General features: G+C 72.6%; 11 protein-coding genes and 2 pseudogenes. 7 read left to right on the forward strand and 6 right to left on the reverse strand.

Annotated elements, in window-relative coordinates:
• The first annotated feature begins 39 nt into the window (after nucleotides 1–39).
• Complete coding sequence (locus tag ACQPXS_RS10870; protein ID WP_433449071.1) at nucleotides 40–1,641, forward strand: hypothetical protein; 1,602 nt, start codon at nucleotides 40–42, stop codon at nucleotides 1,639–1,641.
• A gap of 129 nt (nucleotides 1,642–1,770) precedes the next feature.
• On the opposite strand, the gene ACQPXS_RS10875 is transcribed toward ACQPXS_RS10870, so the two are convergent.
• Nucleotides 1,771–3,279, reverse strand: a complete 1,509-nt coding sequence (locus tag ACQPXS_RS10875) for a PLP-dependent aminotransferase family protein (protein WP_433449072.1) — start codon at nucleotides 3,277–3,279, stop codon at nucleotides 1,771–1,773.
• A 102-nt stretch (nucleotides 3,280–3,381) separates the two neighbouring features.
• On the opposite strand from ACQPXS_RS10875, the gene ACQPXS_RS10880 reads away from it, so the two are divergent.
• The 4 genes from ACQPXS_RS10880 (at nucleotide 3,382) to ACQPXS_RS10895 (ending at nucleotide 6,871) form a co-directional block, all read left to right on the forward strand.
• Complete coding sequence (locus ACQPXS_RS10880; protein WP_351809607.1) at nucleotides 3,382–4,035, forward strand: YczE/YyaS/YitT family protein; 654 nt, start codon at nucleotides 3,382–3,384, stop codon at nucleotides 4,033–4,035.
• Nucleotides 4,032–4,808, forward strand: a complete 777-nt coding sequence (locus tag ACQPXS_RS10885) for a glycerophosphodiester phosphodiesterase (protein ID WP_356307537.1) — start codon at nucleotides 4,032–4,034, stop codon at nucleotides 4,806–4,808. The genes ACQPXS_RS10880 and ACQPXS_RS10885 overlap by 4 nt, the downstream gene beginning before the upstream one ends.
• Before the next feature lie 63 nt (nucleotides 4,809–4,871).
• On the forward strand, nucleotides 4,872–6,218 hold the full coding sequence (locus ACQPXS_RS10890; RefSeq protein ID WP_433449073.1) for an MFS transporter: 1,347 nt from the start codon (nucleotides 4,872–4,874) through the stop codon (nucleotides 6,216–6,218).
• 278 nt (nucleotides 6,219–6,496) lie between these two features.
• Complete coding sequence (locus ACQPXS_RS10895; protein ID WP_003977404.1) at nucleotides 6,497–6,871, forward strand: RNA polymerase-binding protein RbpA; 375 nt, start codon at nucleotides 6,497–6,499, stop codon at nucleotides 6,869–6,871.
• A gap of 99 nt (nucleotides 6,872–6,970) precedes the next feature.
• On the opposite strand, the gene fxsA is transcribed toward ACQPXS_RS10895, so the two are convergent.
• From fxsA to ACQPXS_RS10915, 4 genes are all read right to left on the reverse strand, one after another.
• Nucleotides 6,971–7,525 (reverse strand): FxsA family membrane protein, encoded by a 555-nt coding sequence (gene fxsA, locus ACQPXS_RS10900; RefSeq protein ID WP_433449074.1) that lies wholly within the window; start codon nucleotides 7,523–7,525, stop codon nucleotides 6,971–6,973.
• A gap of 73 nt (nucleotides 7,526–7,598) precedes the next feature.
• Nucleotides 7,599–8,396 (reverse strand): polyprenol monophosphomannose synthase, encoded by a 798-nt coding sequence (locus tag ACQPXS_RS10905; protein WP_433449075.1) that lies wholly within the window; start codon nucleotides 8,394–8,396, stop codon nucleotides 7,599–7,601.
• A gap of 557 nt (nucleotides 8,397–8,953) precedes the next feature.
• A complete protein-coding gene (locus tag ACQPXS_RS10910) occupies nucleotides 8,954–10,573 on the reverse strand; it encodes an amidohydrolase (protein ID WP_433449076.1) in 1,620 nt (539 codons plus the stop codon).
• Nucleotides 10,574–10,635: 62 nt separating this feature from the next.
• Nucleotides 10,636–11,076: an Lrp/AsnC family transcriptional regulator gene (locus ACQPXS_RS10915; protein ID WP_069782031.1), complete on the reverse strand. Its 441-nt coding sequence runs from the start codon at nucleotides 11,074–11,076 to the stop codon at nucleotides 10,636–10,638.
• Between the two features lie 244 nt (nucleotides 11,077–11,320).
• Between ACQPXS_RS10915 and ACQPXS_RS10920 the strand changes: the two genes are divergently transcribed.
• Nucleotides 11,321–11,755 (forward strand): hypothetical protein, encoded by a 435-nt coding sequence (locus ACQPXS_RS10920; protein ID WP_433449077.1) that lies wholly within the window; start codon nucleotides 11,321–11,323, stop codon nucleotides 11,753–11,755.
• 6 nt (nucleotides 11,756–11,761) lie between these two features.
• Here ACQPXS_RS10920 and ACQPXS_RS10925 read toward each other — a convergent pair.
• Nucleotides 11,762–12,097 (reverse strand): annotated as a pseudogene (locus ACQPXS_RS10925) (phosphotransferase family protein); the annotation flags it as partial.
• On the opposite strand from ACQPXS_RS10925, the pseudogene ACQPXS_RS10930 reads away from it, so the two are divergent.
• Nucleotides 12,074–12,313, forward strand: a pseudogene (locus ACQPXS_RS10930) (Tn3 family transposase); the annotation flags it as partial. The pseudogenes ACQPXS_RS10925 and ACQPXS_RS10930 overlap by 24 nt on opposite strands.
• Nucleotides 12,314–12,412 lie beyond the last annotated feature (99 nt).

The raw sequence follows: 12,412 nt of genomic DNA on the forward strand, positions 1-12,412 counted from the left end.
CCCGCCCGTCCCGCCCGCACGCACCTTCAGGAGACAGCAGTGGCCCGGCGCCCTCTCCCCCGCATCCTGAGCAAGGACAGCGCCCAGATCGCCCGGACGCAGCTCGCACGGAGCCGGGAGCTGGCCCGGACGGCGGCCGACAGCGCCACCGACGTCCTCCACCCGCTGATCACCGTCACGCGCGGGCTGCGCCGGCTGGCCTCGGCCGGGAGGCGCCGATGGGCCGACACGCCCCAGGACAAGCGTGGGCCGCTGCTGTTCCTGACGGCCTCCGTGATCCTGGCCGTGGCGCTGATGCCGTACGGGCCGCTGCTCGCCGTCGTCACCGTGATGACGGCGGCAGCCTGGCAGGGCCGCGACCGCACCCCGCCGGCCCCCGAGGGCCCCGACGAGTCCCAGACCGAACGGCTCCAGTCCCTGTACGAGGCCCTGGTGCCGTACTTCTCCACCCCCGAGGACCCGGCGCCGCTGTACGCGCACGGCGGGGAGTGGGAGAAGGCTTTCACCGCCCACGAGTTCGACGGCGACGGACGCGTCGGCCATCTGGTGATCCGTTACCCCGCGTACTTCCCGGACGGCGAGTCCGAGGCCCGCATGCGGATCGAGCAACTGCTCACGGCGAAGGCCGGCCGGGGGCGTGAGTACCGCTTCGGCTGGGACGAGGAGGGCAACCAGCTCACCGTCACCGTCCTGCCTCCGCTGCCCGCCGACATCCCGGCCCAGCACTTCGTCACCGCGCCCGGCGAGACCGTCCTCGGCTTCACCGACCCCAGCGAGGTCCAGCGCACGCTTCCCCTCACCTACGGAGAGGAACAGATCGACGTGCCGCCGGTCGTCTGGCGCACCGGTATCCGCTCCACCGAGCCGCACCTGCTGGCCATGGGCCACCCCGGCAGCGGCATCTCGACCCTGCTGCGCTCCATCGCCCTGCAGGCCCTCCAGTACGGCGACGTCCTGATCGTCGACGGCGGCGGCACCGGCGAGTACGCGTGCCTGACCGGCCGGGACGGTGTCCTGTCCGTGGAGTGCGCGCTGCCCGGTGCGCTGGCGAGCCTGGAGTGGGCGGCGCAGGAGACCGAGCGGCGGCTCATCGCCATCAACCTCGCCCGGCAGGCGGGCGACCCGCCGCCGGGCGACGCCCGGCGCCCGCTATGGATCGTGCTGGACCGCCCCTCGGTGTTCGCCCACCTCGCCGCGACGGACGGCCGCAAGGACCCGCAGGCGCTGCTCCAGGTGCCGCTGCGGCACGGCCGCGCGGCGAACGTGACCGTCGTCGTGGCCGAGCAGCTCGACAGCGCGGAGGCCCTGAGCGACGCGGTACGGCAGCACACACGCGCGCGTGTCGTCCTCGGACCCGCCACGCCCCGGCAGGTGGAGGCGGTTCTGGGCGCTCCGCCGCACACGACGCCCCTCGGGCACGTACCGCCGGGGCGGGGGTACGCGCGGCTGGGATCGGGCCCCGTGCACCGGCTCCAGGTGCCGCGCACGCCAGATCCGTACGACGACGCGACCAGCGACGCCGACCGGCAGGCGGTGCTGGAGTTGCTGCCCGCGCGGAGCACTGCCGTGGAGGCCGAGCCGACGGATCTCACGAAACCGGCGGTTGACATGGCGCCGGCGACCGCGGAGGCGGCGGGGTAGCGCCGCTGGGGCCGGGGCCGTCCGCCGGTCGCGCGTCGGCCACTCGTGCGTCCCGCCCCGCCCCGCACCGCAGCCGCAGCCGCAGCCGCCGAACCACACCACGCCGCGAGGAGTCATCAGGCGCTCGTCCTAAGCCACGAACGTGCCCGGCGCCTCCACACCCCCCGTGGCACCCGTTTCCACCAGTCGGACCGCCGCGGCCAGACGGACCGCCGCCTCGTCCGCCACCGCTCCCCCGACGGTGAACGGCAGCCGGAGATAGCCCTCGAACGCGCCATCCACGCCGAAGCGGGGGCCGGACGGGACACGGACACCGGTCCGCTCGCCCGCTTCGGCGAGCCGGGAGCCGGACAGGCCGCCGGCGCGGACCCACAGGGTCAGACCGCCGTTCGGGAGGTCGAACTCCCACGTGGGCAGCTCACGCCGGATCGCCGCCACCAGCGCGTCCCGGTTCTCCCGGGCCTGCGCCCTGCGCAGCTCCACCGCCTGCTCCCAGCCCCCCGTGCTGAACAGCCAGTTGACGGCGAGCTGTTCCAGCACCGGCGTGCCGAGGTCGGCGTACGCCCGCGCGGCGACCAGGCTGCGGATGACGTCCGGAGCCGCCCGGACCCAGCCGATCCGCATGCCCGCCCAGAACGCCTTGCTCGCCGAGCCGACCGTGATGACGGTCGAGCCGGCCGGGTCGAAGGCGCAGACCCGGCGCGGCATCCCGCCGGCCGCGAGCTCCTCGTCCAGCCACAGCTCGGTCATCGTCTCGTCGGCCACGAGCACCGTGCCGGCCGAACGTGCCGCGTCCACCAGCCGGCGCCGCTGGTCCTCGTCGGCGAGCGCGCCCGTGGGGTTGTGGAAGTCGGCGACGACGTAGGCGAGGCGGGGAGCGGCCTCGCGCAGGACCTGGCGCCAGCGGTCCACGTCCCAGCCGGACAGCCCCTCGGCCATCGCGACGGGGACGAGACGGGCGCCCGCCTCGCGCATCAGCTGCAGGATGTTGGCGTACGACGGGGACTCCACCGCGATCCGCTCGCCACGGCCGGCGAAGAGATGACAGATCGCGTCGATGGCGCCCATCGCACCGGTCGTCACCATGATCTGCTCGGGCATGGTGGGGATCCCGCACGCGGTGTACCGCTCGGCGATCATCGAGCGCAGCGCGGGCAGGCCGGCCGGGTAGTCGCCGTGCGTGTGGGCGTACGGCGGCAGTTCCTCCAGGGCGCCCTGCACGGCGCGGGTCAGCCATGGCTCGGGGGCCGGCAGCGAGGCACAGCCGAGGTCGATCATCGAGCCGAGGGCCTCGGGCGGCAGGGGTTCCAGGCCCCGGGCGGGCAGCGGGTTGCCGGCCGGTACGGCGGTCCAGCTGCCGGCTCCGCGCCGGGACTCCAGGAAGCCCTCGCCGCGCAGCGCCTCGTACGCGGCCGCGACGGTCGTACGGCTCACGGACAGCGCGAGGGCGAGTTCGCGTTCAGCGGGCAGGCGGGCGGCCACCGGGACGCGCCCTTCGAGCACCAGCAGCCGGATGCCGTCGGCGAGGGCGCGGTAGGCGGGCGGACGGCGGGTGCCGGGGCCGGCCGGGCGGTCCTGCTGGGACTTGAGGAGCCGGGCGAGCTGCGCGGCCCCCATGGCAGAGGTCCACTGAGCCATGAAGATCAGTCCACCTTCCCCGAATTGGCCATGGATGGCGATTCTTCCCAAGCCACAGAGTGTCATGCGTCAGGCCACCGCCACCACTCAGGGGGGTACTTCGTGTCCACTCGGCGCCGTCTCGGACGGCGATTGATCCAGCTGTACGCCGGACTCGCGCTCTACGGCGCGAGTTCTGCGCTTCTCGTCGAGGCGGGCCTGGGCCTGGAGCCCTGGAACGTGCTGCACCAGGGCCTCGCCGAACTCACCGGGCTGACCATCGGGGTGGTGTCGATCATCGTGGGAGCCGCGGTGCTGCTGCTGTGGATCCCGCTGCGCCAGCGCCCCGGGCTCGGCACGGTCTCGAACGTCTTCGTCATCGGCCTGGCCATGGACGCCACGCTCGCGCTCGTCCCGGACGCGCACTCCCTCGCCGTACGCGTCCCGCTCCTGCTCGCGGGGATCGTGCTGAACGGCGCGGCGACCGGCCTCTACATCGCGGCGCGCTTCGGTCCGGGCCCCCGCGACGGCCTGATGACCGGGCTGCACCGGCGCACCGGCCGCTCGATCCGGCTGATGCGGACGGGGATCGAGTCGGCGGTGGTGGTCACCGGGTTCCTGCTGGGCGGCACGATCGGCGTCGGCACCGTGCTGTACGCGGTGTCCATCGGGCCGCTCGCGCAGCTGTTCCTGAGGGTGTTCGCCGTTCCGTCGGCATCGAGTCGCAGCACGCTCGTTGCCGGCGTTTCACCGGAACGCGCGATACTGCGTCCGTGACCCTCGCGACGCCGCCCATACGCCACCCCTACCTCGACCATCCCGGCCCGATCGCCTTCGCCCACCGCGGCGGGGCCGCCGACGGGCTGGAGAACACCGTGGCGCAGTTCCGGCGCGCGGTCGAACTGGGCTACCGCTACATCGAGACCGACGTGCACGCCACGGCCGACGGCCGGCTCGTCGCCTTCCACGACTCGACGCTGGACCGGGTCACCGACGGTGCGGGCCGCATCGCGGACCTGCCGTGGGAGGACGTACGGCAGGCGCGCGTGGGCGGCCGTGAACCGGTGCCGCTGTTCGAGGAACTGCTGGAGACCTTCCCCGAGGTCCGCTGGAACGTCGACATCAAGGCGGAGCCCGCCCTGCGCCCCTTCCTGGACCTGATCGAGCGCACGAACGCCTGGGACCGGGTCTGCGTGGGCTCGTTCTCCGAGGCGCGTGTGCTGCGCGCCCAGCGGCTGGCCGGGCCGAAGCTGGCCACCTCGTTCGGCACCCGGGGGGTGCTGAACCTGCGACTGCGCTCCTGGGGCCTGCCGGCCGCCGTGCGCCGGTCCGCCGTCGCCGCGCAGGTGCCGGAGGCCCAGTCGGGCGTCCCGGTGGTCGACCATCGCTTCGTCCGCGCCGCCCACGCCTACGGGCTGCAGGTGCACGTGTGGACGATCAACGAACCCGCGCGCATGCACCGGCTCCTGGACCTGGGAGTCGATGGCATCATGACCGATCACATCGACACGTTGCGCAAGGTCATGGAGGACCGCGGCGTCTGGGTCTGACCACCCGGCCGCCCGGCCCGAGCCTTCGCGCTTGAGCACTTGAGCGGGGAAGCGAGGGCACGGGTGGGCACGGACACCCTGCGGACGGACGCGGCGGACGACACCGCAGGCCTCCGGCGCGAGCAGCGCGGCTGGTACTTCTACGACTGGGCCTGCTCGGTCTATTCGACGAGTGTGGTGACGGTCTTCCTCGGGCCCTACCTCACCGCGGTCGCCGAGCGGGCCGCGGACGCCGACGGCTATGTGCATCCGCTGGGCGTCCCGGTCCGGGCGGGCTCCTTCTTCGCCTACTCGGTGTCCCTGTCGGTGATCCTGGCGGTCGTGGTGATGCCGGTCGTGGGCGGCGTGGCCGACCGCACCGGCCGCAAGAAGCCGCTGCTCGCGGCGGCGGCGTACACCGGGGCCGCCGCGACCACGGGCATGTTCTTCCTGGACGGCGACCGGTATCTGCTCGGCGGGGCGCTGCTGGTGGTGGCCAACGCGGCGCAGTCGGTCGGGATGATGCTCTACAACTCCTATCTGCCGCAGATCGCCCCGCCCGAGGAACGCGACGCGGTCTCCTCGCGGGGCTGGGCCTTCGGCTACGCCGCGGGCTCGACGGTTCTGGTCGCCAACCTGGTCCTGTACTCGGCGCACGGCTCCTTCGGCCTGACCGAGACGGCCGCCGTCCGGGTCTGCCTGGCCTCGGCGGGTCTGTGGTGGGGTGCCTTCACGCTCGTGCCGCTGCGCAGGCTGCGCGACCGGCACGCGCGCGTGGAGCGCGCCTCGGCAGCCGGGCTCAGGCAGTGGACGGCGACGGTCCGGGACATGCGCCGGCACCCGCTGACGCTCGCCTTCCTGCTGGCGTACCTCATCTACAACGACGGCATCCAGACGGTGATCACCCAGGCCTCCGTCTACGGCTCGCAGGAACTGGGGCTCGGCCAGTCGACGCTCATCATGGCGGTGCTGCTGGTGCAGGTGCTGGCCGTGGCCGGGGCGCTGGCGATGGGGCGGCTGGCCCGGACGTACGGCGCCCAGCGGACGATCCTCGGCTCGCTGGTGGCGTGGACGCTCACCCTGGCGGCCGGTTACTTCCTGCCCGCGAAGGCTCCGGTGTTCTTCTTCGTGCTGGCAGCCGGTATCGGCCTGGTCCTCGGCGGCAGCCAGGCGCTGTCCCGGTCGCTGTTCTCCCATCTCGTGCCGCCCGGCAAGGAGGCCGAGTACTTCTCGGCGTACGAGCTGAGCGACCGCGGGATGAGCTGGCTCGGGCCGTTGCTGTTCGGCATGACCTACCAGCTGACCGGAAGCTACCGGTCCGCGATCATCTCGCTGGTGGCCTTCTTCGCGATCGGCTTCGTGCTGCTGGCGCGCGTGCCGGTGCGGCGGGCGATCGGCGAGGCGGGCAATCCCGTTCCGGGGAAGATTTAGGACTGATTTAGCGCTCGGGGCCAAAGGGCGGTAGTGTACGCCTTTGGCCTGCCAGGCGTACCGTTACTGCGCGTCAAAGATGCCGAAACGCTGGGTGACATCTGCTAGCAGATGTGACAAACCGGGCGCCGGTGGGTAGAACAAGGGGCGGCTACGACGGCGACGCATGACCCGGAACGGGACACGGAACGGGAATCTTTACCGCCGACCGGACGTTGACCGGATGACGACGACAGCGACACCTGTCCTGTGGGCGACAAGCCCGGGAGGCACGATTCATGAGTGAGCGAGCTCTTCGCGGTACGCGCCTCGTGGTGACCAGCTACGAGACGGACCGCGGTATCGACCTGGCCCCGCGCCAGGCCGTGGAGTACGCATGCGAGAAGGGGCACCGCTTCGAGATGCCCTTCTCGGTCGAGGCGGAGATCCCGCCGGAGTGGGAGTGCAAGGTCTGCGGGGCCCAGGCACTCCTCGTCGACGGCGACGGCCCTGAAGAGAAGAAGGCCAAGCCCGCGCGTACCCACTGGGACATGCTGATGGAGCGGCGGACCCGTGAGGAACTCGAAGAGGTCCTCGAGGAGCGCCTGGCGGTTCTGCGCTCGGGGGCGATGAACATCGCGGTTCACCCTCGGGACAGCCGCAAGTCGGCCTAGTCCCTGCTGGCTGGGCGAAGACACAGCTACACAAAACCGCGGGCGCCGTACGTGAATCACGTACGGCGCCCGCGGTTTTCCGCATGTCCGGCGGCGTGCTCAGCGGGTCAGCGGCGGACGCTCCTGCTCCCCCGGCTCGGGCCGGTCCTCCCGGATGACCTCGCCCTGCACCACCTTGCCGTCGGGACGGTGGATGCGGGCCTGCTGGAAGGCATCGCCGAAGCTGCCCGGGGCGGCCGTGCGCAACCTCTTGTCCAGGGCGTTCTCCGCGTACCGGCTCACGGCCTGCTGCACCGGCGGCAGCAGCAGGAGCAGGCCGGCCGCGTCGGAGACCACGCCCGGGATCATCAGCAGCAGGCCGCCCAGCATCATCAGGCCGTTGCCGCCGCCGCGCTCCGGCGAGCCGCCCCGCTGCAGCGCCTCGTTCAGGCTCTGGAAGGCACGGCGGCCGGCCCGCTTGATGACCACGGAGCCGGCCACGAAGCCGGCCACGAGCAGCAGGAACAAGGCGAACCCCCCGGCCGCCCCCGCGACCAGGGTCAGCAGCCAGATCTCCAGCACCAGCCAGGCGGCAACGCCCAGCGGCAGATACCTGCGCAGCCGGGAACGCGGGGGCCGGGCGGTGTACGGAGAGGTCGGAGCGCCAGTCGTCATGCCCCCAGTGTGCCTGGCGGCGGCTCAGCGCGGGATAAGGGGATGGCGATGTCCGCCAAGGGCCGACGCGGGACTACTTGGCCCGCTTGTCCTTGCCGGTGAGCTTGGCGACCCGGTCGCTCGCACCCCAGGCGGTGACCCGCCACAGCGCCTCGACGAGGATGTCCTTGCTCATCTTGGAGTCGCCGAGTTCGCGCTCGACGAAGGTGATCGGCACCTCGACCACGTGGTAGCCGGCCTTGACCGCGCGGCGGGCCAGGTCGACCTGGAAGCAGTAACCCTGCGAGGCGACCTCCTCCAGACCCAGACCCTGCAGGGTCTCGCGGCGGAACGCGCGGTAGCCGCCGGTGATGTCGCGCAGGGGCAGGTCGAGGGCGAGCCGGGAGTAGAGGCTGCCCCCGCGGGAGATGAACTCACGGGACTTGGGCCAGTTCACCACACGGCCACCGGGCACCCAGCGGGAACCGAGCACCAGGTCGGCGCCCTTGAGCGCGGTGAGCAGCCGGGGCAGTTCCTCGGGCTGGTGGGAGCCGTCGGCGTCCATCTCGATCAGCACGCCGTAGTCGCGCTCCAGGCCCCAGCGGAAACCCGCGAGGTAGGCGGCGCCCAGGCCCTCCTTGCCCTTGCGGTGCATCACCTGGACGTTGTCGTCCTCGGCCGCCAGCTCGTCGGCGAGCTTGCCGGTGCCGTCGGGGCTGTTGTCGTCCGCGATCAGCACGTGCGCCTCGGGAACGGCCTTGCGCACCCGGCCGACGATGGTCTTGATGTTCTCCGCCTCGTTGTAGGTCGGAATGATCACCAAGGCCGTGCCGAGCGGACCGAACTGCCTCCCCTGGGCCTTGGCCGCGAGGGTCCCGTCGCCGTCGTTCACTGCTGCCCCTTCTGGTCGTACGCAGGCGTCCACCATAGTGGCCGCCGCCTGGTATGACGTGCCGACTCATGCCTTTGGTGGTGTCGATTCCACAAGAGTGGGGTAAGAATGCGTTTTTCGGCACCTTCACGGCGCACGGGACCGCTTCCCCGTCACGGCGGATGGGGGCCCGGCGCCCTTCGGGCCGACCTGGGACCCGCTGGCTGCGGATCGACCGAAAGCCGTTGTCTACTGAGCGCACGGGCCCCACCCGGGTCACACCTTGCCGACCGGCCGGACCGTTCCCTCGGCGGCGCGGGCGCTGAGCCTGGCTCCCAAGCGACGGTGCCTCGGTGCGGCACACCGTCCCTGACCCAGCAGCGCTGCGACGAGTCCGCGAACATTCCCCGGTCGGGCGTCCGGTGGTGGACTCGGACGAACCTACCGGCCCTCGGCCGTCGACTGTCAACAGCCCTCTGGCCTGCGACGACGGCCCGAAAGGGGCGGCCTCGGGGGAGGATCCGCAGGTCGGGCGGCGGGGCGGCGGCGAGCGAGCGCCGCCGCGCCACCCCCGTAGATCACTCGCCCGGCCGTACGAACACGGTCCGTCCGCCGACCACGGTGCGCAGGCAGACCGGCAGGTCACGGCCCGGGGTGAGGTCCGGCAGGCCGGGCGTACCGGAGCGCGGGTCCGTCGACCAGCGGGCCACCCGGTCGTCGGGGGCCTGGACGACCAGCTCGTCGGTGCGCCAGACCGCGTAGTCGGCGGGCGCGCCCGGCACCAGGACACCGGCGTCGTCCCGGCCCACGGCCCGCCAGCCGCCGCGCGTGTGCGCGGTGAAGGCGGCCCGGACGGACACCCGGTGCTCGGGCGTGCGGTGGAACGCGGCGGCGCGGACGGTGCCCCACGGGTCGAGCGGGGTGACCGGGCTGTCGGAGCCGAAGGCGAGGGGCACACCGGCGCGCAGCAGGGCCGCGAAGGGGTTGAGGGTGCGGGCCCGTTCGGCACCCAGCCGCCGGGCGTACATGCCGTCCTCGCCGCCCCACAGCGCGTCGAAGGCGGGCTGCACGGAGGCGATCAGGCCCAGCTCGGCGAAGCCGGCGACGGTCTCGGGGGTGAGCATCTCGGCGTGCTCGACGCGATGCCGGGCGGCGCGGATCCGGGCGAGGCCGAGCTTCTCGGCCGCGGCGCGCACGCCCTCCACGACGGCGGTCACGGCGGCGTCGCCGATGGCGTGGAAACCGGCCTGCAGGCCCGCCTCGGTGCAGGCGACGACATGAGCGGCGACGGCCGCGGCGTCCAGGTAGGGGGTGCCGGTGTGGCCGGCGTCGGCGTACGGCTCGTGCAGACAGGCGGTGTGCGAGCCGATCGAGCCGTCGACGAAGAGGTCGCCGGCCGCGCCCACGGCACCCAGGTCCCGGGCCCTCGCCACGCCTTCGTCGGCCCGCTCGGCCCAGTAGCCGACGACGCGGGGGCCGGGCACCTCGGCGGCCAGCCTCAGCAGGCCGGTGAAGTCGTCCTCGGAGGAGATCCGCGGACCGCCGCACTCGTGCACCGAGCCGATGCCGAGGGAGGCCGCGTGGGCGAGCGCGGTGCGCTGCGCCTCGGCGCGCTGGGCCGGGGTGATGGCGGCGAGGGCGGCCTCGCGGACGGTGTGGTGGGCGTCGGCGGTGAGCGGGGCGTCCTCGCGGGGGACGCCGGGGATCAGGTCCAGCAGGGCGGTGGTGACGACCGCCGAGTGCACGTCGATGCGGGAGAGGTACAGCGGGCGGCCGCCGGTGGCCTCGTCGAGTTCGGCGCGGGTCGGCGGGCGGCCGCCGGGCCAGCGGGCGGCGTCCCAGCCGTGGCCCAGCAGGACGCGGTCGTCCGGGCGTGCGGCGGCGAAGTCGCGGACCAGGGCGAGGGCCGCCTCCAGGGTGGGGGCGCCCGACAGGTCCAGGCCGGTCAGGGCGAGGCCGGTGGCGGTGGTGTGCACATGGGAGTCGGTGAAGGCCGGGGTCACCAGGGCGCCGTCGAGGTCGATCACCTCGTCCACGCCGTCGGCGAAGGCGTCGGCGGCGCCCTCCGAACCGACCCAGGCGACTTGGCCGCGCTCCACCACCATCGCCGTGGCGAAGGGATCCGCGGGGCTGTGCACCTCTCCTCGGCGCAGGAGGACGGTCTTGGGGGGCTGGGGGTCGGCGGTGCGGTCGCTCATAGCGGACAGTTTCCCCTGTCGCCGGGGAGGGCCTGCACCTGGGGCGTGCCGGGAGGCAGTGATCAGATCCGGGGTGGCCGTGCCTCGTACGGCGTCGACAGGACCACCGTCGTCCGCGTCGAGACGCCGGCCAGGCTCCGCAGCCTCGCCAGCAGTTCCTCCAGCTCGTGCGGTGTCGCCACGCGCACCTTGAGGATGTAGTTCTCGTCGCCCGCGACGCTGTGACAGGCCTCGATCTCGGGGACGCCGGCGAGGCGGTCCGAGATGTCGTCGGGGGCGCTGGGGTCGAAGGGTTTCACCGAGATGAACGCGGTGAGCGGCAGCCCGACGGCCTCGGGGTCGACCACCGCGGCATAGCCGCGGATGACACCACGCTGTTCCAGCCGCCGCACCCGCTGGTGCACGGCGGACGTGGACAGGCCCGTGGCCTTGCCCAAGTCGGTGTAGCTCATCCGCCCGTCCTTGACGAGCAGCTGCACGATCTGTCGGTCCAGCTCCTCCATGGCGCCAAAACCTACAGGGCGCTTGATCTCCTGGGATAGCCGAGAGCGCAGGTCATAGCCGGTTCGATACAAAAAGCGGCGCACAAGGCCCGCAGCACGCACCTGCACACGGCATGTGACGAACGCCACACATCCCGAGCGGGGTCCGTGATGTTCTCGTGATTACCGCCGAGGGCGGACGGGAAGTGCTTGCTGTGGTCGAGGCCGCAGCGCCGTAACGGCCCAGCCTTAGGGGGAGAATCCCATGCAGAGTGTCCATCGCCCTGGTCGATCCGCGTCCAAGCGGCAGCAGCCGGTCGTCGAGCCCGAGCCGGAGGGCGTCGAACCCGACGCCTTCGACGACGAGCTGGACGCCTACGACACCTTCGAGATGTACCGGGTGATCTGCCCGGACTGCGCCCAGCCGATCGCGCTGCTGGCGGACGAGCAGGTGCTTCCCGAGCACGCGCTGTGCGTCTCCCCGTGGAACCCGTTCGGTCTCACGGTGTGTGCCGGCACGGGCCGTTCGGCCGCCGAGGCCCGCCCCGCGGACGAGTCCATCGAGCCGCAGGAGCAGGACACCGCCCTGCTGCTGACGCTCCCCCAGAGTCTGGACTGGCGCACGCAGCCGTTCTCGCACGTCGGTGGCCCGGGCTCGCGCCCGATGCGCGTGCCGGCGATGCGCCGCCAGGCCGCCTGAGCCGCCTCACCGCATCCAGTACGTGCCCTGCACCATGGCGCGCAGGCTGTCGTGGTGCAGGATCAGTGTGTCCGGGTCCGCCGGGACGGCGACCTCCCCGAAGTAAGCCTGCCGGTAGGCGATGCGCAGCATGACGATCGCGTGCCGGAGGGCGGCGTAAAGGGTGTGGAAGTCCATGTCCCGCGGGGTGTGGCCGGTCAGCCGGGCGTAGCGGGCCTCGACGCGGTCCCGGCGCAGGAAGTCCGGCAGTCCGCGCTGTCCGGAGGCGACCGTGAGGTCGCGGAAGAAGCGGTGCAGATGGACGAGCCAGCCGAGGTCCACCTCGCCCGGGGCGAGTGCCGCCAGGACGGCATGGAGGACCAGATCGGGGCCCTGGGCCTGGTCCTAAACGCCTTGGTGCTGTTCAACACGCGGTACATGGACGCCGCGGTGAGCCAGCTGCTTGCGCCGTTCGTGCGGCATCACGTCAACGTGCTCGGCCGGTACTCCTTCCAGCTTCCCGACCTGCCCGGCGGCCTGCGTCCGCTGCGCGATCCGGACGCCACCGACGAGGGATAACCCGGCCCCGCGCCGCCGGATGGGAGGACCCTGGAGCTATGACCAGGAGGCACGTCCGGCGGTGCGCACAACGAGATCTCCGACAGAGCCCGGAATTCC

The organism is Streptomyces sp. CA-142005 (assembly GCF_050942335.1).
GTDB lineage: Bacteria > Actinomycetota > Actinomycetes > Streptomycetales > Streptomycetaceae > Streptomyces.

Coding starts and splice junctions, on each gene's coding strand:
- ACQPXS_RS10875 (WP_433449072.1), bottom strand. CDS start 3,279: ATGGCTCAGTGGACCTCTGCCATGGGGGCCGCGCAGCTCGCCCGGCTC.
- ACQPXS_RS10895 (WP_003977404.1), top strand. CDS start 6,497: ATGAGTGAGCGAGCTCTTCGCGGTACGCGCCTCGTGGTGACCAGCTAC.
- fxsA (WP_433449074.1), bottom strand. CDS start 7,525: ATGACGACTGGCGCTCCGACCTCTCCGTACACCGCCCGGCCCCCGCGT.
- ACQPXS_RS10910 (WP_433449076.1), bottom strand. CDS start 10,573: ATGAGCGACCGCACCGCCGACCCCCAGCCCCCCAAGACCGTCCTCCTG.
- ACQPXS_RS10915 (WP_069782031.1), bottom strand. CDS start 11,076: ATGGAGGAGCTGGACCGACAGATCGTGCAGCTGCTCGTCAAGGACGGG.
- ACQPXS_RS10920 (WP_433449077.1), top strand. CDS start 11,321: ATGCAGAGTGTCCATCGCCCTGGTCGATCCGCGTCCAAGCGGCAGCAG.